Consider the following 19,268-nt stretch of genomic DNA (forward strand, 5'->3'; position numbering starts at 1 on the left):
CGGCGGGCTGGGGGTGCGGAGAGTGGACCATGGATGGTCCACGACCCGACTTAAAGACAGGAGGTCGTCAGGAGGGCGCAGCACCCCCAGCCCGCCGGGTGGCGACTCCCTCCGAAGCCGATCTCCCGAAACCGATCTCCCGAGGTCAGGCCAGGGGCCCCGGGAATGGCCTGCGACCCGACTTGAAGACAGGACGACGTCAGGAGGGCGCAGCACCGGCCCGCCGAGCGGCGACTCTCTCCGAAGCCGATTCGGCCGGAACACAAGAAGCCCATCCCCGGGGATGGGAGAAGGCCTTTTTTCGAAGCGCTACGCCAGCAGGCGTTCGAGCAAGGCCAGATAAAGGTCGGGCAGCGCTTCCAGGTCGGCGACCGCGACGTGCTCGTCGACCTTGTGGATGCTGGCGTTGACCGGGCCAATCTCGACGCACTGCGCACCCAGCGGAGCGAGGAAGCGCGCGTCGGAGGTGCCGCCGCCGGTACTTTCCTCCGGCGCCGCGCCGGCAAAGCGGGCCAGCACCTCGCGCGCCGCGGCGCGCAGCGGGCCTTCCGGCGTGTGGAACGGCTCGCCGCCGCGATGCCAGGCGATGCTGTAGTCGAGGCCGTGCGCGCGCAGGACCGCTTCGCATTCGGATTCCAGCCGCGCCGCGGTCCAGTGCGGGTTGTAGCGCAGGTTGAACAACGCCTGCAGTTCGCCCGGGATCACGTTGTTGGCGCCGGTGCCGGCGTGCACGTTGCTGAGCTGCAGGCTGGTCGGCGGGAAGCTCTCGTACCCGTCGTCCCAGCGCCGCGCGGCGAGTTCCGCCAGCGCCGGCAGGGCGAGATGGATCGGGTTGCGCGCCTTTTCGGGATAGGCGACGTGGCCCTGCACACCGTGCACCGTCAGCGTCGCCGACAGGGTGCCGCGACGTCCGACGCGCAACAGGTCGCCCAGTTTCCGCTTCGACGATGGCTCGCCGGTGATGCACCAGTCGATGCGCTGGCCGCGTTCGCGCAGGGTCTCGGCGACGCGGCGCACGCCGTCGATCGCGTCGCCCTCCTCGTCCGAGGTCAGCAGCAGGGCGACCGTACCCGGATGCCGCGGATGCGCGGCGACGAAGCGTTCCAGCGCGACCACGAACGCGGCGACACTGCCCTTCATGTCGGCGGCGCCGCGGCCGTACAGCACGCCGTCGCGCACCTCCGGCACGAACGGATCGCTGGCCCAGGCCGCGCGCGGCCCCGGCGGCACCACGTCGGTATGGCCGAGCAGCACCAGCACCGGGCCGTCGCTGCCGTGGGTCGCCCAGAGGTTGTCGACCGCGCCGTAACGCAGCGATTGGCAGGCGAAGCCGGCGCGCTGCAGGCGCTGCGCGAGCAGGGCCTGGCAGCCGGCGTCGTCGGGCGTGACCGATGCGCGCAGGATCAGCTCCTTGGCGAGGTTCAGCACTTCGCTCACGGCCGATCCCTGCCGAGGCTCGCGACCCGAAACGCCGTCATGCCGAACGCACTCGAGATGACTTCCGTATTCGATCCGCAACGACAGACCCCGCGCCGCGCCCGGGGCAACGGCAACTGGGTGCAGAACGAGAGGAAGATCATTTGCCGAAGCACGCCTTGAAACCGTTGTCGCTGAAGCCCTGCGACACGGTGTCGTCGCCGGTGACGACGACAGGGCGACGGATCAGTTGCGGATATTCGCGCAGCAGCAACTTCCACTCCGCATCCGACCTCGGTGTCTTGCGCTGCGGCGCCAGGTTGCGCCAGGTGGTCGAGGACTTGTTGACCATCGCGTCCCAGCCGCCGAGCGCATCGCGCCAGGCCAGCAGGGTTTCCGGCGACTGCGGCTGCTCGCGGTAGTCGACGAAAGCATGGGGGATGCCGAAGCGGTCGAGCCACTTGCGCGCCTTCTTGCAGGTGTCGCAATTGGAGAGGCCGTAGAGAGTGGTGGTCATGGTCGGGATTGTGGTCCGGTGTCCGTGTCTGGCAGTAAAGCCGCCTGGTCCGCCCTGCACCTCCCGCGGACGGGAAGGCAAGCCCGATGTCAATCGGCCAGCCCGCGCAGCAGTTCGTTGACGCTGGTCTTGGCGCGCGTCTTCGCATCCACGTGCTTGACGATCACCGCGCAGTACAGCGAATGCGAACCGTCCTGCGCCGGCAGCTGCCCCGACACTACCACGCTGCCCGGCGGCACCACGCCGTAGCCGATCTCGCCGGTCATGCGGTTGTAGATCCGCGTCGACTGGCCGAGGAACACCCCCATCCCGATCACGCTGTGGTGGCCGACGACCACGCCTTCGACCACTTCCGAGCGCGCGCCGATGAAGCAGTGGTCCTCGATGATCGTCGGCGTGGCCTGCAGCGGCTCCAGCACCCCGCCGATGCCGGCGCCGCCGGACAGGTGGCAGTGCCTGCCGACCTGGGCGCAACTGCCGACCGTGGCCCAGGTGTCGACCATGGTGCCGGCGCCGACGTAGGCGCCGATGTTGACGAAGCTCGGCATCAGCACCACGTCCTTGCCGATGTGCGCGCCGCGGCGCACGACCGCGCCCGGCACCACGCGCGCGCCGAGCTTGCGGAACGCGATCTCGTCGAATCCGGCGAAGCGCGCCGGCACCTTGTCCCAGAACGGCGCCGGCTCGGCCTCGATCAGCTCCATCTCCTGGGTGCGGAAATACAGCAGCACCGCCTTCTTCAGCCATTCGTTGACCTGCCAGCCGCCCTTGCCGTCGGGCTCGGCGACGCGGAACTCGCCTTTCTCCAGGCCTTCGATCACGCGCTCCACGGTCGGCCGGGTGGAGCCTTCGATCTCGTCGATGGTCAGCATCGTGCGCCGTTCCCAGGCGCTGTCGATCATGAACTTCAGCTCGTCCAGGCCCGGCCCCTTGGGCACGGCCTTCTTCCGGGCGACCTTCTGCGTGGGCTTCTTCCTTGCCGGCTTCTTGTCCTGGCTCATGGCCGCTGTTCTCCTTCGAGGCAGGCGAGCAGCGCATCGCGCAGCGCCTGCTGCTGTTGCGGATCCGCGAGCGGCCGATCGCGCTCGTCGGTGATCTGGAACACGTCCTCGGCGCGCTCGCCGAAGGTGGCGATGCGCGCGTCGTGCACCCGCAGCCGCTGCCGGCGCAGCACGCGGGTGACGTCGGCGAGCAGGCCGGGGCGGTCGGTCGAGACCAGGCTGAGCACGGTGCGGCGGCCGTCCGCGCTGAGGCCGAAACCGATCTGCGGCACCAGCCGGAAATGCCGCAGGTGCCGCGGCTGGGTGCGCCGCGCCGGGCGGATGCCGTCGAGATCGGCGATGGCCAGCGCCGCGGACAGGCGGCGCTCGACCTCGTCCGCGGCGACGATGCGCTGGCCGTCGGCCGGCACCACCTCGAAGCTGTCGAACACCTGGCCGCCGGGACCATCCAGCAAGCGCGCCTGCTGGATCGCCAGGCCGAGCCGGTCGAGGGTGGCGACGATCGCGGCGAACAGACCGTCGCGGTCGGGTGCGGACACGAACACCTCCAGCGCGCCGGCATGCTGCACCAGCGGCCGCGCGCGCACGGTGCTGGCGCCGGCCTCGATGCCGCGCAGCGCCGCCGCCTGCCAGGCGAGGCTGTCGACCCGCCCGCGCAGGAAACCCGTTTCCGGAATGCGCGCGAACAGGCGCTCGATTTCCGCCGCTTCCAGCCCCTGCGCCAGCAGCTGCGCGCGTACCGCCGCGCGGGTTTCGGCGACCCGCTCGGCGGCCGCGGGCGGATGCTCCAGGCCGCGCCGCAGCGCCAGCCGCGTGGCGGTGTACAGGTCGGCGAGCAGGCGGTCCTTCCACGCGTTCCACAGCTTCGGCGAGGTGCCGGCGATGTCGGCGCAGGTCAGCAGGTACAGCAGGTCCAGGCGCTCGCGGTCGGCCACGCGCGTGGCGAAGCGATGGATCACGTCGGAGTCGCCGATGTCCTGCTTCTGCGCGGTGACCGACATCAGCAGGTGCTGCCGCACCAGCCACTGCACCAGCGCGGTGTCGCCTTCCGAGAGGCCGTGCGCCGCGCAGAAGTCGCGCGCGTCGACCGCGCCCAGCTCGGAATGGTCGCCGCCGCGGCCCTTGGCGATGTCGTGGAACAGGCCGGCCAGCAGCAGCAGCTCCGGCTTGCGCAGCCGCGGCCAAATTTCGTGCGCGATCGCGAAGCGCGGATCGGCCACGCCACCGGCGAAACCGGCGATGTTGCGCAGCACCGCGAGCGTGTGCTGATCGACGGTATAGACGTGGAACAGGTCGAACTGCATGCGGCCGGAAACGCGGGAGAACGCGGGGATCCAGCGCCCGAGCACCCCCAGCCGCGCCATCCGCGCCAGCGTCTCCACCGGCTGCGGCCCGCGCAGCAGCGCCATGAAGCGGGCGCGGACCGTGGCGTCGGCGCGCGGATAGTCGGGCAGGCGCGGCAGCGCCTCGGCCAGCGCGCGCGCGGTCTGCGAATGCAGCCCGCGCAACTGCGGGTGCGCCGCCCAGACCGCGAGCAGCGCGAACACGTCCTCGACCCCGCGCGGCCAGCCCGGATCGGTGGCGTGCAGGTAGCCGCGGCGGGCGTCGTAGCCCGCCGCCAGCGGTTCCGGCACCGCCTCGCCCTCGAGCTGTTCCTCGAAACGCTGCAGCAGGCGTTCGTTGATCCGCAGCACCAGCGCGGCACTGCGGTAGAAGCCCTGCATCATCTGCTCGACCGCGAGGCTGCCGGCGGCGTCCACGTGCCCCAGGCGCGCGGCCAGCGCCTTCTGGTAATCGAAGCGCAACCGCTCCTCGCGCTTGCCGGCGACCAGGTGCAGGCCGTAGCGCAGGCGCGACAGCAGGCGCCGCTCGCGCTCCAGCGTGGCGTATTCGTCGGCGCCCAGCTGGCCGAGCGCGACCAGCGGCTGCAGTCCGCGCGCGCCGAGCACGCGCAGCGCCATCCAGCGCAGGGTCTGCACGTCGCGCAGGCCGCCGGGGCCTTCCTTGAGGTTGGGCTCGAGGTTGTCGCTGGTGTCGTCGAAGCGCGCATGCCGCGCGCGCTGTTCCTCGCGCTTGGCCAGGAAGTACTCGCGCGGCGGCCATGCCAGCGTCGGCGCGATCGCCGCCCGCAGGCGCGCATCCGCGGCGGCGTCGGCCTGCAGCGGCCGCGCCTCCGACAGCGCGGTCAGCACGGTGATGTCCTCGCGCGCGGCCTGGGTGCACTGCGCCGGCGAACGCACCGCGTGCCCGGCCGCCAGGCCGGCGTCCCACAGCAGCGCGAACAGGCGCGCGATGGCCTCGTGGCAGGCGGCCTGGGCGTCGGCCTCGGCCAGCACCAGCAGGTCGAGGTCGGAATGCGGGAACAGTTCGCCGCGGCCGTAGCCGCCGACCGCGAACAGCGCCAGCGGCGCGTCCGCCGGGATGCAGCGCGACCAGGCCGCACGCACCCACGCATCCACCGCGCGGGTCCGCTCGGCGATCAGCGCATCGATGTCGTCATTGCGGTCGAAGCGCGCCGCCAGCGCGGCGTCGGTGGCGGCCAGCGCAGCCCGCGCCGCCGCCGCCCAGCCGGCATCGGCGCCGGCGGGCTGCCATTCCGGGAGCCGCGCAGAGGGTTCGTCCGCGGCGGCCGGCGTGCTCACAGGTCGTTGTCGTCGCCCGGCAGCCGGGTCAGGATCTCCACCCCGTCCGCGGTCACGGCGACGGTGTGCTCCCACTGCGCGGACAGCTTGCGGTCCTTGGTGACCACGGTCCAGCCGTCGGGCAGCACCCGGGTGTGGCGCGCGCCCTCGTTGATCATCGGCTCGATGGTGAAGGTCATGCCTTCGCGCAGCACCAGGCCCTCGCCGGGCCGGCCGTAATGCAGCACCTGCGGCTCGTCGTGGTAGACCGTGCCGATGCCGTGACCGCAGTACTCGCGCACCACGCTGAAGCGGTGGCTCTCGGCATGCCGCTGGATGGCGTGGCCGATGTCGCCCAGGGTCGCCCCGGGGCGGACCGCGCGGATGCCGTGGAACATGGCCTCGCGGGTCACCTCGACCAGCCGCCTGGCCATCACCGATGGGGCGCCGACCAGGTACATGCGGCTGGTGTCGCCGTGCCAGCCGTCCTTGATCACGGTGACGTCGATGTTGAGGATGTCGCCGTCCTTGAGCACCTTGCCGGGGCTGGGGATGCCGTGGCAGATGACGTTGTTGACCGAGGTGCAGACCGTGGCCGGGAAGCCGCGGTAGCCGACGTTCGCCGGGATCGCCTGCTGCACGTTGACGATGTGGTCGTGGCAGATGCGATCCAGCTCCTGCGTGCTGACGCCCGGCCTGACGTGCGGGGCGACCACTTGCAGCACCTCGGCGGCCAGACGGCCGGCGATGCGCATCTTCTGGAGTTCTTCCGGGGTTTTGAGGGCGATCTGCATGCGGGCATTATCGCCCATTCGCGGCCCGGTCCGGCGGCGGCTTGCCCGCAGGCGACGGTTCCGTTTATCATCCCGCGGCTGTCCCGGCCGGTTTGGCCCGGACTGGCCGCCGCCGACGGGCGCCACCGTCGAATACACACCTGCCGCCACAGCCCGTGCCGGGGTGCTTCCGGAGTCCTCGCGGACCCGGGGGTTCGGTCACGGAAGCTGCAGGGAAGCCCAACCCCGGAACCCGGCGCCCGCCCCAGCGGCCGGCGCACCGTCCCCACCCTTCCGGGCGGCGGGTTCCCCATCGGAGTCGCACCATGCCCCAGATCACCATGCGCCAGATGCTGGAAGCCGGCGTCCATTTCGGCCACCAGACCCGCTACTGGAACCCGAAGATGGCGCCGTACATCTTCGGCGCCCGCGGCAAGATCCACATCATCAACCTCGAGAAGACCGTGCCGCTGTTCGGCGACGCGATGAACTTCATCTCCGGCATCGCGCAGAAGCGCGGCATGATCCTGTTCGTCGGCACCAAGCGCTCCGCGCGCGACGCCGTCAAGGAAGAGGCCGAGCGCTGCGGCATGCCGTACATGACCCAGCGCTGGCTGGGCGGCACCCTGACCAACTTCGCCACGGTCAAGAAGTCGGTCGGCCGCCTCAAGGAGCTGGAAGCCGCCGAGACCGACGGCACCTTCGAGAAGCTGGTCAAGCACGAAGTGCTGGGCCTGCGCCGCGAGCGCGACAAGCTGCTGGCCTCGCTGGGCGGCATCAAGGACATGAACCGCCTGCCCGACGCGCTGTTCGTGATCGACATCGGCCACGAGGACATCGCGGTCAAGGAAGCCCGCAAGCTCGGCATCCCGGTGATCGCGGTGGTCGACACCAACTACGACCCGGCGCTGGTCGACTACCCGATCCCGGGCAACGACGACGCCATCCGCGCGGTGCAGCTGTACGCGCGCGCCGCCGCCGACGCGGTGCTCGAGGGCAAGGCCGCCGCGCCGCAGGCCGCGACCGTGCGCGAGGACGAGTTCGTCGAGCTCGACGCCGACGGCAACCCGGCCAAGGCGCCGCGCGGCCGCGCCGCGAAGAAGGCGCCGGCGAAGAAGGCCGCCGCGCCCAAGGCCGACGAGGCCGCGCCGGCCGCCGACGCCGCTCCGACAGCCGCAGAGACCCCGGCCGCCGAGTAAGCGCGGCCCACGTGCGGCCGCGCGTGACGCGGCCGCGTTTCCTGTTTTTTGCCCGTCATTCCTGCGCAGGCGGAACAAGCGCGCAGGGGGCGGGACGGCCGCAGACCCGATCCGAAGGGACGGACGCGGCCAGCCACCCGGCGACTTGTCCCGTCGCAGCCGGACACCGGATCCCCGCTTGCGCAGGGACGACGATTCCAAACATCACGAGGTAACCCCCATGGCAGAAATCACCGCATCCCTGGTCAAGGAACTGCGCGAGCGCACCGGCGCCGGCATGATGGAATGCAAGAAGGCGCTCACCGAGAACGCCGGCGACATCCAGGCCGCGGCCGACTGGCTGCGCAAGACCGGCCTGGCCAAGGCCGACAAGAAGGCCAGCCGCGTCGCCGCCGAGGGCCGCATCGCGATGGCCCAGGACGCCGGCAAGGCGGTGCTGGTGGAGATCAATTCCGAGACCGACTTCGTCGCCAAGGACGCCAACTTCCTCGCCTTCACCGAGGCCGTGGCCCGGATCGCGCTCGGCGCCGCCGACATCGACGCGCTGAAGGCGGCGAAGCTGCCGTCCGGCGAGAGCGTCGAGGAAGCGCGTTCGGCACTGATCGCCAAGGTCGGCGAGAACGTGCAGGTGCGGCGCATGGCGCGCATCGACAGCGCCGACACCATCGGCGCCTACGTCCACGGCGGCCGCATCGGCGTGCTGGTCGAGGTCAAGGGCGGCAACGCCGAGCTGGCGCGCGGGCTGGCGATGCACATCGCGGCGATGAACCCCCCGTACATCTCGCCGGCGCACGTGCCGGCCGACTTCGTCGCCCGCGAAAAGGAAATCGCGCTGGCCCAGGTCAAGGATTCCGGCAAGCCGGCCGAGATCCTGGAAAAGATGATCTCCGGCAAGATCGCCAAGACCCTCAACGAGATCAGCCTCACCGGCCAGCCCTACGTGCTGGACACCAACCAGACGGTCGAGGCCGCACTCAAGGCCGCCGGCGGCGCACAGGTGGTGGCGTTCGCCCGCCTGGCGGTCGGCGAGGGCATCGAGAAGCAGGCCGACGACTTCGCTTCGGAAGTCATGAAGCAGGCCGGACTGGCGTAGGAACGTCGCGGTCCACTCCGCGCCGACAACCGGTGTCGATGGAAAAGCCCCGCTCCGGCGGGGCTTTTCTTTGATGGATCCGGATGCGAGGTGGGAACCGGAGGCCTTTGGGGCGAATGTCCCCCGGCATCCGCCTGCGGCGGCTGCCTCCTCCCTTACTTCGCCCCAAAGGCCCCCGGCCCCCACCGCGCCTGGCCGATCGCGAACTTTTCCGGAAAGCCGGGTGCGCTTGCCCCGGGGTGCGAAGTAAAGGAGGAGGAGGCGGCCAAAGGCCGGCGCCGGGGGACATTCGCACCCCGGGGCAAGCGCACCCGACGCCTCGCGTGATCTTGCAAGCCGGCTTCGAGGCCGGCTCCGTTACAATTTCCGGCAATCCCCGCCCGGAGCCCGCCCATGTCGCAGCTTGCCTATCGCCGTGTCCTGCTCAAGCTGTCCGGCGAGGCGTTGATGGGCGAGGAGGACTACGGCATCGACCCCAAGGTGATCGGGCGGCTGGCGCGCGAGGTGGTCGAGGCGCAGCAGGCCGGGGCCGAGGTCGCGCTGGTGATCGGCGGCGGCAACATCTTCCGCGGCGCCGGGCTGGCGGCCGGCGGCATGGACCGGGTCACCGGCGACCAGATGGGCATGCTGGCCACCGTGATCAACGCCCTGGCGATGCAGGACGCGCTGGAGAAGCTCGGCGCCAAGGCGCGGGTGATGAGCGCGATCAAGATCAACGACGTGTGCGAGGACTACATCCGCCGCCGCGCGATCCGCCACCTCGAGAAGGGCCGGCTGGTGATCTTCGCCGCCGGCACCGGCAACCCGTTCTTCACCACCGATTCGGGCGCCGCGCTGCGCGCGATCGAGATCGGCGCCGACCTGCTGCTGAAGGCGACCAAGGTCGACGGCGTGTACGACAAGGACCCGAAAAAGCATCCGGACGCGAAGCGCTATTCGAAGCTCAGCTACGACGAGGTGCTCGCGCGCGACCTGCAGGTGATGGACACCGCCGCGTTCGCGCTGGCGCGCGACAGCGACCTGCCGCTGCGGGTGTTCGACATGTCCCAGCCGGGTACCTTGCTGCGGATCCTGCGCGGCGAGGACATCGGCACCCTGGTACAGGGCCGCAACGGCGCGCCCTGAGCGCCCCGGCCCGCCGCCCGACGGTCCCGGCAGCCGCAATAGTGTCCGCCGCGGCCACGCTGCCACCATAACCGCATGCCCGACCACGGCCACTTCCACGGCTCGGCCACCCGCGCCTTCGCCATCGTCACCCTGGTCAACCTCGCCTACACCGCGGTCGAGGCCGGCTACGGCTTCGCCACCGATTCGCTGGCGCTGCTCTCGGACGCGCTGCACAACCTCGGCGACGTGCTCGGCCTGGGCCTGGCCTGGGGCGCGGCGGTGATGGCCAGGCGCCTGCCGACCGAGCACCACACCTACGGCTGGCGCCGCGCCACCCTGCTCTCGCCGCTGGCCAACGCCCTGCTGCTGGTCGGCTTCGCCGGCGCGCTGTCGTGGGAGGCCGTGCGCCGGCTCGGCGCACCGCCGCAGGTGCCGGCACTGCCGGTGATCGTGGTCGCCGCGCTCGGCATCGCCGTCAACCTCGGCACCGCGTGGCTGCTGCGCGAGGGCCACGGCCAGGACCTCAACCGCCGCGGCGCCTACCTGCACCTGCTGGCCGACGCCGCGGTGTCGCTGGCGGCGGTGCTGGCCGGTTTCGGCATGCTGCAGCTGGGCTGGCGCTGGCTGGACCCGGCCACCGGACTGCTGGTCGGCACGGTGGTCGCACTCAGCGCCTTCGGCCTGCTGCGCGAGGCCTTCAATGCGGCGATGGACGCGGTACCGGCCGCGATCGACCAGGCCCGGGTCCGCGACTGGCTCGCCGCGCAGGACGGCGTCAGCGCGGTGCACCACCTGCATATCTGGTCGCTGGGCGCCGGCGAGGTGGCGATGACCGTGCATCTGGTGCGGCCGGCCGGCGCCGACCACGACGCCTTCATCGACCGCATCAGCGACGAGCTGGACCGCCGTTTCGGCATCAACCACCCCACCCTGCAGATCGAGCACGGCAGCGCCTGCGAGCACGACCGCCACGACCGCGCGCCGCACGCCCACTGAACCCGCGAGCCCGGCCGGAGCCGGCGCCGCGGAGCGGCGCGCACGGCCCCGCTATACTTGGCGGCCGACGATTCCGGTCCGGAGCCAGCGATGATCAGCGACATCCAGAAAGACGCCCAGGCGCGCATGGCCAAGAGCGTCGAGGCCCTGCGCCACGACCTCACCAAGGTCCGCACCGGACGCGCCTCCACGGCGCTGGTCGACCACCTCAAGGTCAACTACTACGGCACCGACATGCCGCTGCCCCAGGTCGCCAGCATCGCCGTCGTCGACGCGCGCTCGCTGGCCATCACGCCGTGGGAAAAGCAGATGGTCGGCCCGGTGGAAAAGGCGATCCTCGCCTCCGATCTGGGCCTGACACCGAACACCGCCGGCACCGTGATTCGCATCAACCTGCCGGCGCTGACCGAGGAGCGCCGGCGCGAGCTGTCCAAGCACGTGCACGGCGAGGGCGAGGCCGCCAAGGTCGCGATCCGCAACATCCGCCGCGACGCCAACCAGCGGGTCAAGGAGCTGCTCAAGGACAAGCAGGCGAGCGAGGACGAGTGCAACCGCAGCGAGGCCGAGATCCAGAAGCTCACCGACAAGGCGATCAAGGACGTCGACGACGTGGTCAAGGCCAAGGAACAGGAGCTGATGGCGGTCTGACGTGCCGCCGGACACCGGAATGGGGAATCGGAATTCGTTGCCAGCGGCGGCCGGTCGACGGGCGCGCGCCGTCCCGGCTGCGCCGGCGCAAGGCCAGGCCCCCATCCATGGTTGACGCACCCGCATCGCGGATCCCGCGCCACCTGGCCGTGATCATGGACGGTAACGGCCGCTGGGCGCAGCAGCGCCACCGCCCGCGCGCGGTCGGCCACCGCGCCGGCGCGCGCGCGGTCAACCTGTGCATCGACTTCTGCCTCGACGCCGGGATCCAGGCGCTGACCCTGTTCGCCTTTTCCAGCGAGAACTGGGGGCGGCCGCAGGAAGAGGTCGGCGCGCTGATGAAGCTGTTCATGAACGCCCTGGAGCGCGAGGTCGCCGAACTGCACCGCCGCGGCGTGCGCGTCCGCTTCATCGGCGAGCGCATGCGCTTCTCCGACGCGATCCGCGCGCGCATGGACCAGGCCGAGGCGCTGACCGTCGGCAACACCCGCCTGCAGCTGGCCATCGCCGCCAGTTACGGCGGCCGCCAGGACATCGCCGCCGCCGCGCGCAGCCTGGCCGCCGACGTCGCCGCCGGCCGGTTGCAGCCGCAGGCCATCGACGAGGCCCTGTTCGCCAGCCGCGTGGCGCTGGCCGACCTGCCTCCGCCGGATCTGTTCATCCGCACCGGCGGCGACTTCCGGATCAGCAATTTCCTGCTCTGGCAGCTGGCCTACACCGAACTGTGGTTCACCGAAACGTTGTGGCCGGAGCTGGATGCGGCCACACTGCGACGCGCCCTCGACGATTACGCCAGCCGCGAACGCCGCTTCGGCCTCACCGGCGCCCAGGTCGCAGGTTCCCAGGACGAGACTTCCGCATGACCAAGACCCGCGTGCTCGCAGCGCTGGTGCTGACCCCGCTGGCGATCGCCGCGATCCTGCTGCTGCCGACGCCGTGGCTGGTGGCGCTGGCCGCCGTGGTCTTCCTCGCCGGGCTGTGGGAATGGTTCCGGCTCGCCGACATCGACGACACCCTGGCGCGGACCGTGCTGCTGGTGGCCAACCTGGCGCTGATGGTCGCCATCGTCTGGGCCTCGCGCACCAGCGAAGGTTTCAGCTACGTGCTGCTGCAGATCATGGTGGTGCTGGGCGTGATCTGGTGGCTGCTGGCGGCGCTGTGGCTGAAGCATTTCGGCTTCGCTTCCGACCACGCCACCCACGGGCGGGTGTTCAAGCTCGCTGCCGGCACCCTGGCGATCGTCCCGGCCTGGTGCGCGCTGGGGGTGCTGCACGCCAGCCAGCCCAACGGCCACCGCTGGCTGTTCGTGGCGCTGGCGATCGTCTGGGCCGCCGATTCCGGCGCCTATTTCGTCGGCCGCCACTATGGCCGCCGCAAGCTGAGCCCGCGGATCAGCCCCAACAAGACCGTCGAGGGACTGTTCGGGGGCCTGGTCGCCGGGCTCGCGGTAGCGCTGGCGTTCGCGCCGCTGGCCGGGGCCACGGCGGCGCAGCTGCCGGCGGTGGCGCTGGTGGCGCTGGTCGCGGTCGGGTTCTCGGTGATCGGCGACCTGTTCGAGAGCCTGCTCAAGCGTCACGTCGGCGCCAAGGATTCGGGCGACCTGATCCCCGGCCACGGCGGCATCCTCGACCGCATCGACGGCGTGATCGCCGCGTTGCCCGTGTTCGCGCTCGGCAAGGCCTGGCTCGGGTTCTGAGATGATGCCGTCGGCCACCACCCGCGAGGTCGCCGTGCTCGGCGCCACCGGTTCGATCGGCGCTTCGGCGCTCGACGTGATCGCGCGCCACCCCGCACGCCTGCGCGCCAGCGTGCTGGCCGCCGGCCGCAACGTCGAGGCGCTGCTGGCGCTGTGCCACACGCACCGGCCGCGGCATGCGGTGATCGCCGAGGCCTCCGCGTTCCCCGCGCTGCGCGCAGGCCTGCAGGACGCCGGCCTGGACACGCAGGCGCACTGCGGCGAGGCCGCGCTGGACGCGCTGGTGGCCGGCGACGCCTGCGACACCGTGATCGCGGCGATCGTCGGCGCCGCCGGCCTGGCCTCGACCCTGGCGGCCGCGCGCGCCGGCAAGCGCCTGCTGCTGGCCAACAAGGAATCGCTGGTGCTGGCCGGCGAACTGCTCACCGCCGCGGCCCGCAGCGGCGGGGCCCGGATCGTGCCGATCGACAGCGAGCACAACGCGATCTTCCAGTGCCTGGCGACGGCGCGCGCCGACGCCGGCAACCCTGACGGCGCCCGCGCCCGGGCCGGCCTGCGCCGGATCTTCCTGACCGCCTCCGGCGGCCCGTTCCGCGGCCGCAGCCGCGAACAACTGCGCGAGGTCACCCCGGCGCAGGCGGTGGCGCACCCGAAGTGGTCGATGGGCCCGAAGATCTCGGTCGACTCGGCCACGCTGATGAACAAGGGCCTGGAGGTGATCGAGGCCCACCACCTGTTCGGCCTGCCCGGCGCGGACATCGGCGTGCTGGTGCATCCGCAGAGCCTGGTGCATTCGCTGGTCGAGTTCGTCGACGGTTCGACCCTGGCGCAACTGGGCCTGCCGGACATGCGCACCGCACTCGCGGTCGGCCTGGGCTGGCCGGAACGGATCGAATCCGGGGTCGCGGGCCTGGACCTGCTGGCCCACGGCCGGCTGGAGTTCGAGCCGCCGGATCTGGAGGCCTTCCCCTGCCTGCGTCTGGCGTTTGCCGCACTCGCGGCCGGCGGCACCGCGCCGGCGCTGCTCAACGCCGCCAACGAGGTCGCGGTGTCGGCGTTCCTGCAGGGCCGGATCGGTTTCCTGTCGATTCCCGCGCTGGTGGAAGACACCCTCGCCGCGCTGCCCGCCGCCGCCGCCGATTCGCTGGACACGCTGCTGGCCGCCGACGCGCACGCGCGCCGCCACGCCGAGGCCTGGATCGCTGCCGGACATGCGGGCCCGCGCATGAGCGCGCAGCCATGAGCACGTTCCTGGGTTCGGTGTGGTGGATGATCGTCAGCCTCGGCGTGCTGGTGACCTTCCACGAATTCGGCCACTACTGGGTCGCGCGCCGCTGCGGGGTGCGGGTGCTGCGCTTCTCGGTGGGTTTCGGCAAGGCGCTGTGGTCGCGCCGTGGCCGCGACGGCACCGAATTCGCGATCGCCGCGCTGCCGCTGGGCGGCTATGTCCGCATGCTCGACGAGCGCGAGGGCGAGGTCGCCGCCGCCGACGCGCCGCAGGCCTTCAACCGCCAGTCGGTCGGGCGCCGGATCGCGATCGTCGCCGCCGGCCCGCTCGCCAACCTGCTGCTGTGCGTGGCATTGCTGTGGGCCATGTTCGTGATCGGGCGCCCGGATTTCGCTCCGGTCGTGGGCCACGCCGAAGGCATCGCCGCCGCCGCCGGCCTGCAGCGTGGCGACACCCTGCTGGCGGTCGGCGAGCGACAGACGCCGACCTGGAGCGAGGCGGCGCTGGCGCTGGCGACCGCGGCGCTGGACCGCCACGACACCCCGCTGCAGGTACGCACGGCCGCCGGCGCCACCGTCAGCCGCCGCCTGCGCCTGTCGCAGCTGCCGGCCGACGTCGACCAGCCGCAGGCGATCGCGCGCATCGGCCTGACCCCGCGCCACCAGCTGCTGCCGCCGGTGATCGGGCGGATCGAACCCGGCAGCGCCGCCTGGGGCGTCCTGGCCGAAGGCGACCGGGTGACCGCGATCGACGGCGTCGCGGTCGCGAACTTCGACGACATCGGCCCGCGGGTGCAGGCGATCGGCGCGCGCGCGGCCATGGTCGAGGTGCGCCGGGACGGCGAGCGGCTGGCGCTGGAAATCACCCCGCGCCGCCGCGTCGACCCGCAGCGCGGCAGCTACTGGGCGCTGGGCATCGGCCCGGCGATGGCGCCGTTGCCGGCTTACGACGCCACCTTGCACCACGGGCCGCTGGCGGCGGTGCCCGCGGCGCTGCAGGAGACCGGAAAGCTCACCCGCGACTCGCTGGGAATGATCGGCCGCCTGGTCACCGGCCGCGCCTCGGTGGAGAACGTCTCCGGACCGATCACCATCGCCCGCTACGCCAACGCCTCGGCGCAGCTCGGACCGGCCTGGTTCCTGAACTTTCTGGCCCTGTTGTCGCTCAGTCTGGCGATCATCAACCTGCTGCCCATCCCCGTCTTGGACGGCGGCCACCTGCTGTATTACCTTATCGAGCTGGTCAAGGGCAGCCCGCTGAGCGAACGCGCGATGGTCGCCGGGCAATACATCGGACTGGCGCTGCTGGCCGGGCTGATGGGTCTGGCGTTCTACAACGACATCCTGCAACTGCTGCGCTGACGCTCCGGCGGCCGCGCAGCGACGACACCGCCACCGCAGCCGCGGTGGTCTCGATCTCCAACCGGAAGTGACGATGACGCGACTCCCCCCTCGCCGCCTGCTCGCCCTCGCCCTGGTCCCGGCATTGTCCGCGACCGCATTTCCGGCGCCGGCGCAGACCGCCAGTCCGTTCGCGCTCCCGGCCCCGGCCGCCACCGCTCCCATCCTGCCCGGCACGTTCACCGTCAGCGACATCCGCGTCGACGGCCTGCAGCGCATCTCCGCCGGCACCGTGTTCACCTACCTGCCGGTGGAGCGCGGCGACCGCCTCGACCGCGCCCGCGCCGCCGAGGCGATCCGCGCGCTGTACAAGACCGGCTTCTTCGAGGACGTGCGCCTGGACCGCCAGGGCGACATCCTCGTGGTGACCGTGGTCGAGCGCCCGGCGATCAACAAGCTCACCCTGGTCGGCAACAAGGACATCAAGACCGACGACCTGCTCAAGGGCCTGGCCGACATCGGCCTGGCCGAGGGCGAGACCTTCGACCGCATGAACCTGGATCGCGTCACCCAGGAGCTGATCCGCCAGTACAACAACCGCGGCAAGTACAACGTCGTGATCACGCCGGCCGTGGCGCGCCTGGACCGCAACCGCGTGGACGTCACCATCGACGTCAAGGAAGGCAAGGCGGCCAACATCCGCCACATCAACCTGATCGGCAACGAGAAGTTCGACCAGGAGCTCATCACCGACAACTGGGAGTCCAGGGAAAGCAACTGGATGAGCTGGTACCGGCGCGACGACCAGTATTCGCGCGAGAAGCTCTCCGGCGACCTGGAAAAACTGAACGCGTTCTACCTGGACCGCGGCTACGTCGATTTCAGCCTCGACAGCACCCAGGTCGAGATCAGCCCCGACAAGCGCGACATGTTCATCAGCGCCGGCCTCAGCGAAGGCGAGCAGTACAAGCTGTCGAAGGTCGAACTCACCGGCGACACGGTGCTGCCGAAGGCAGAAGTCGAGAAGCGGGTGATCGTCAAGCCCGGGCAGGTGTTCTCGCGGCGCCTGCTCGACCTCACCTCCGACGCGATCAGCCTCACCCTGTCCAACATCGGCTATGCCTTCGCCAAGGTCGACGTCCTCCCCGAGGTCGACCGCGCCGAGCGCACCGTCGGCATCACCCTCAACGTGATTCCCGGACCGCGCGTCACCATCCGCCGGGTGGAATTCAAGGGCAACACCCGTACCTCCGACGAGGTCCTGCGCCGCGAGATGCGCCAGTTCGAGGGCAGCTGGTACGCGCAGGCCGCGATCGACCGCTCCAAGGTCCGGCTGCAGCGGCTGGGCTACTTCGAGACGGTGGACGTGGAGAACGTCCCGGTGCCCGGCAGCAACGATCAGGTCGATGTCGTCTACACGGTCAAGGAGACCACGTCCGGCAGCTTCATGTTCGGCGTCGGCTATTCCCAGCTCAGCGGCGTCACCACCTCGGTGCAGCTGTCGGAGAACAACTTCCTGGGCACCGGCAACCGGATGTCGGTCGCTGCCCAGCGCAGCTACTACCAGAAGCGCTACGACTTCTCCTTCATCAACCCGTACTTCACCGACGAGGGCATGTCGCTGGGCTACAACCTGTGGTGGCGCGAGTTCGACTATTCGAACTTCAACGTCGCCCAGTACTCGACCAACAGCGGCGCCGCACAACTGGTGATGGGCCTGCCGATCACCGAGTGGGATTCCGTCTCGGCGCTGTTCGGCATCGACAGCAACGAGATCCTCGCTTTCAGAGGTTCCTCGCCCGACGAGATCGTGGATTACATCGACGCCATCGGCAACCGCACCTTCCACACCTGGCGCGGGCAGCTGGCCTGGGCGCGCGATACCCGCAACGACTACTTCATGCCCAGCGTGGGCAGCTACCAGCGGATCTCCGCGGAAGTGGCGCTGCCCGGCTCGACCGCCGAGTACTACAAGCTCGAATACGAATACTCGAGGTACTGGCCGCTGAGCCCGGCGCTGATCCTGCGCACCGGCGTCAACCTGGGCTACGGCGACAGCTACGGCGACGCGGTGACCCGCGACCTGTGCTACACGCCGCCGACCCCGCCCACCACCGGCAACCCGAATCCGCCGCCACCGCCGCCGCCCAGCGACCCGTGCATCGCCGGCACCTCGCCCGACTACGTCAAGACCGTGACCGCGGACGGCCTGCCGTTCTTCGAGAACTTCTACGCCGGCGGCATCAGTTCCGGCGGCCGCGTGCGCGGCTTCGTCGACAACACCCTCGGCCCGCGCGCCGCCAGCGCCTTCGGCTTCAGCCGCCCGGTCGGCGGCTCGGTCAAGACGGTCGGCTCGCTGGAGCTGTTCTTCCCGCGCCTGTTCGACACCAAGGCGGCGCGCATCTCCGCATTCCTGGACTTCGGCAACGTGTACCGGGACTGGGCCGACTTCGACGCCGGCCTGCTGCGCGCCTCCACCGGCGTCGCGCTGCTGTGGCGCTCGCCGATGGGCCCGATCTCGATCAGCTACGCGATCCCGCTGCGGACCGAGCCGTTCGACGAGACCGAGCGCCTGCAGTTCTCCTTCGGCGGCCAGTTCTAGCCGCGGGCGCGTCATGCCGTTCAGCGCCGAGGAACTCGCCCGACGCCTGGACCTGGGCCTGCATGGCGATCCCGCCACGACCGTGTCCGGGGTCGCGACCCTGGCGCAGGCGACGCCGGCCTCGCTCGGCTTCCTCGCCAACCCGCGCTACCGCGGCCAGCTCGCGCATACGCGCGCCGGGATCGTGGTGCTGCGCGCCGCCGACGCCGAGGGCTATCCCGGCACCGCGCTGATCGCCGCCGATCCCTACGTGGCTTTCGCCCGGGCCGCGGCGCTGTTCGAGACGCGCCCGGCGCCGGCGCCGGGCCTGCACCCCAGCGCCGTGGTCGACGCCAGCGCCAGGGTGCACCCGGACGCGCAGGTCGGCGCCTTCGTCAGCATCGGCGCGCGCAGCGTGGTCGGGGCCGGCGCGGTGCTCGGCCCCGGCTGCGCGATCGGCGAGGACTGCGTGGTCGGCGCGCAGTGCGAGCTGGTCGCCCGCGTCACCCTGGTGCGACGCGTGCGCCTGGGCCGGCGGGTGCTGATCCATCCCGGCGCGGTGCTCGGCGCCGACGGTTTCGGCCTGGCGATGGACGCCGGCCGCTGGCTGAAGGTGCCGCAGCTCGGCGGCGTCGTCGTCGGCGACGACTGCGAGATCGGCGCCAACACCACCATCGATCGCGGCGCGATCGAGGACACCGTGCTGGAGGAGGACGTGCGCCTGGACAACCAGATCCAGATCGGCCACAACGTCCGCATCGGCGCGCATACCGCGATGGCCGGCTGCGCGGCGGTCGCCGGCAGCGCCACGATCGGCCGCTACTGCCTGATCGGCGGCGGCGCCGGCGTGCTCGGGCACCTGGAGCTGTGCGACCGCGTCGTGGTCACCGCGATGAGCCTGGTGACGCACTCGATCCGCGAACCCGGGGAATATTCCTCCGGCACCCCGCTGATGGACAACCGCCGCTGGCGCAGGAGCGCCGCGCGCTTCAAGCAGCTGGACGCCCTCGCCCGCCGGCTCGGCGCTTTGCGCGATAATTGAACGCTGGCGG

The 19,268-nt window shown here is 71.2% G+C and carries 16 protein-coding genes; 11 read left to right on the plus strand and 5 right to left on the minus strand.

Annotated elements, in window-relative coordinates; all coding sequences use genetic code 11:
- Window positions 1-309: 309 nt before the first annotated feature.
- The 5 genes from dapE to map all read right to left on the minus strand — a co-directional run bounded on the left by dapE (window position 310) and on the right by map (window position 6,349).
- Window positions 310-1,437, minus strand: a complete 1,128-nt coding sequence (gene dapE / locus D0Y53_RS00005; protein ID WP_117201072.1) for a succinyl-diaminopimelate desuccinylase — start codon at window positions 1,435-1,437, stop codon at window positions 310-312.
- Between the two features lie 139 nt (window positions 1,438-1,576).
- Window positions 1,577-1,933 carry a Spx/MgsR family RNA polymerase-binding regulatory protein gene (locus tag D0Y53_RS00010; protein WP_117201073.1) on the minus strand — a complete coding sequence of 119 codons (357 nt, stop codon included), beginning with the start codon at window positions 1,931-1,933 and terminating at the stop codon, window positions 1,577-1,579.
- 89 nt (window positions 1,934-2,022) lie between these two features.
- Window positions 2,023-2,958, minus strand: a complete 936-nt coding sequence (dapD, locus tag D0Y53_RS00015) for a 2,3,4,5-tetrahydropyridine-2,6-dicarboxylate N-succinyltransferase (RefSeq protein WP_233511592.1) — start codon at window positions 2,956-2,958, stop codon at window positions 2,023-2,025.
- Complete coding sequence (gene glnD, locus D0Y53_RS00020; protein WP_117201075.1) at window positions 2,931-5,576, minus strand: [protein-PII] uridylyltransferase; 2,646 nt, start codon at window positions 5,574-5,576, stop codon at window positions 2,931-2,933. Before glnD ends, dapD begins: the two co-directional genes overlap by 28 nt.
- Window positions 5,573-6,349, minus strand: a complete 777-nt coding sequence (gene map / locus D0Y53_RS00025) for a type I methionyl aminopeptidase (protein WP_117201076.1) — start codon at window positions 6,347-6,349, stop codon at window positions 5,573-5,575. Before map ends, glnD begins: the two co-directional genes overlap by 4 nt.
- 305 nt (window positions 6,350-6,654) lie before the next feature.
- On the opposite strand from map, the gene rpsB reads away from it, so the two are divergent.
- The 11 genes from rpsB (at window position 6,655) to lpxD (ending at window position 19,258) form a co-directional block, all read left to right on the plus strand.
- Complete coding sequence (gene rpsB, locus D0Y53_RS00030) at window positions 6,655-7,527, plus strand: 30S ribosomal protein S2 (protein ID WP_117201077.1); 873 nt, start codon at window positions 6,655-6,657, stop codon at window positions 7,525-7,527.
- A 220-nt stretch (window positions 7,528-7,747) separates the two neighbouring features.
- A complete protein-coding gene (gene tsf / locus D0Y53_RS00035; protein WP_117201078.1) occupies window positions 7,748-8,620 on the plus strand; it encodes a translation elongation factor Ts in 873 nt (290 codons plus the stop codon).
- A 393-nt stretch (window positions 8,621-9,013) separates the two neighbouring features.
- Complete coding sequence (pyrH, locus tag D0Y53_RS00040; protein ID WP_117201079.1) at window positions 9,014-9,745, plus strand: UMP kinase; 732 nt, start codon at window positions 9,014-9,016, stop codon at window positions 9,743-9,745.
- Window positions 9,746-9,820: 75 nt separating this feature from the next.
- A complete protein-coding gene (locus tag D0Y53_RS00045) occupies window positions 9,821-10,723 on the plus strand; it encodes a cation diffusion facilitator family transporter (protein ID WP_117201080.1) in 903 nt (300 codons plus the stop codon).
- Between the two features lie 90 nt (window positions 10,724-10,813).
- A complete protein-coding gene (gene frr / locus D0Y53_RS00050; protein WP_117201081.1) occupies window positions 10,814-11,371 on the plus strand; it encodes a ribosome recycling factor in 558 nt (185 codons plus the stop codon).
- Between the two features lie 107 nt (window positions 11,372-11,478).
- Complete coding sequence (uppS, locus tag D0Y53_RS00055; RefSeq protein WP_117201082.1) at window positions 11,479-12,234, plus strand: polyprenyl diphosphate synthase; 756 nt, start codon at window positions 11,479-11,481, stop codon at window positions 12,232-12,234.
- Window positions 12,231-13,067 carry a phosphatidate cytidylyltransferase gene (locus D0Y53_RS00060; protein ID WP_117201083.1) on the plus strand — a complete coding sequence of 279 codons (837 nt, stop codon included), beginning with the start codon at window positions 12,231-12,233 and terminating at the stop codon, window positions 13,065-13,067. The genes uppS and D0Y53_RS00060 overlap by 4 nt, the downstream gene beginning before the upstream one ends.
- Before the next feature lie 4 nt (window positions 13,068-13,071).
- Window positions 13,072-14,310, plus strand: coding sequence for a 1-deoxy-D-xylulose-5-phosphate reductoisomerase (locus D0Y53_RS00065; protein ID WP_117201373.1), 1,239 nt, complete (start codon window positions 13,072-13,074; stop codon window positions 14,308-14,310).
- Window positions 14,307-15,656, plus strand: coding sequence for an RIP metalloprotease RseP (gene rseP, locus D0Y53_RS00070; protein WP_117201084.1), 1,350 nt, complete (start codon window positions 14,307-14,309; stop codon window positions 15,654-15,656). The genes D0Y53_RS00065 and rseP overlap by 4 nt, the downstream gene beginning before the upstream one ends.
- 73 nt (window positions 15,657-15,729) lie before the next feature.
- Window positions 15,730-18,237 (plus strand): outer membrane protein assembly factor BamA, encoded by a 2,508-nt coding sequence (bamA, locus tag D0Y53_RS00075; RefSeq protein WP_117201085.1) that lies wholly within the window; start codon window positions 15,730-15,732, stop codon window positions 18,235-18,237.
- A gap of 13 nt (window positions 18,238-18,250) precedes the next feature.
- A complete protein-coding gene (gene lpxD, locus D0Y53_RS00080; RefSeq protein ID WP_117201086.1) occupies window positions 18,251-19,258 on the plus strand; it encodes a UDP-3-O-(3-hydroxymyristoyl)glucosamine N-acyltransferase in 1,008 nt (335 codons plus the stop codon).
- The last annotated feature ends 10 nt before the right edge of the window (window positions 19,259-19,268 follow it).

Origin of the sequence: Cognatiluteimonas weifangensis, assembly GCF_003416885.1 — a bacterium.
Taxonomy (GTDB): Bacteria; Pseudomonadota; Gammaproteobacteria; order Xanthomonadales; family Xanthomonadaceae; genus Cognatiluteimonas; species Cognatiluteimonas weifangensis.

Coding starts and splice junctions, on each gene's coding strand:
- D0Y53_RS00010 (WP_117201073.1), bottom strand. CDS start 1,933: ATGACCACCACTCTCTACGGCCTCTCCAATTGCGACACCTGCAAGAAG.
- map (WP_117201076.1), bottom strand. CDS start 6,349: ATGCAGATCGCCCTCAAAACCCCGGAAGAACTCCAGAAGATGCGCATC.
- rpsB (WP_117201077.1), top strand. CDS start 6,655: ATGCCCCAGATCACCATGCGCCAGATGCTGGAAGCCGGCGTCCATTTC.
- tsf (WP_117201078.1), top strand. CDS start 7,748: ATGGCAGAAATCACCGCATCCCTGGTCAAGGAACTGCGCGAGCGCACC.
- pyrH (WP_117201079.1), top strand. CDS start 9,014: ATGTCGCAGCTTGCCTATCGCCGTGTCCTGCTCAAGCTGTCCGGCGAG.
- D0Y53_RS00045 (WP_117201080.1), top strand. CDS start 9,821: ATGCCCGACCACGGCCACTTCCACGGCTCGGCCACCCGCGCCTTCGCC.
- frr (WP_117201081.1), top strand. CDS start 10,814: ATGATCAGCGACATCCAGAAAGACGCCCAGGCGCGCATGGCCAAGAGC.
- uppS (WP_117201082.1), top strand. CDS start 11,479: ATGGTTGACGCACCCGCATCGCGGATCCCGCGCCACCTGGCCGTGATC.
- D0Y53_RS00060 (WP_117201083.1), top strand. CDS start 12,231: ATGACCAAGACCCGCGTGCTCGCAGCGCTGGTGCTGACCCCGCTGGCG.
- D0Y53_RS00065 (WP_117201373.1), top strand. CDS start 13,072: ATGCCGTCGGCCACCACCCGCGAGGTCGCCGTGCTCGGCGCCACCGGT.
- rseP (WP_117201084.1), top strand. CDS start 14,307: ATGAGCACGTTCCTGGGTTCGGTGTGGTGGATGATCGTCAGCCTCGGC.
- bamA (WP_117201085.1), top strand. CDS start 15,730: ATGACGCGACTCCCCCCTCGCCGCCTGCTCGCCCTCGCCCTGGTCCCG.
- lpxD (WP_117201086.1), top strand. CDS start 18,251: ATGCCGTTCAGCGCCGAGGAACTCGCCCGACGCCTGGACCTGGGCCTG.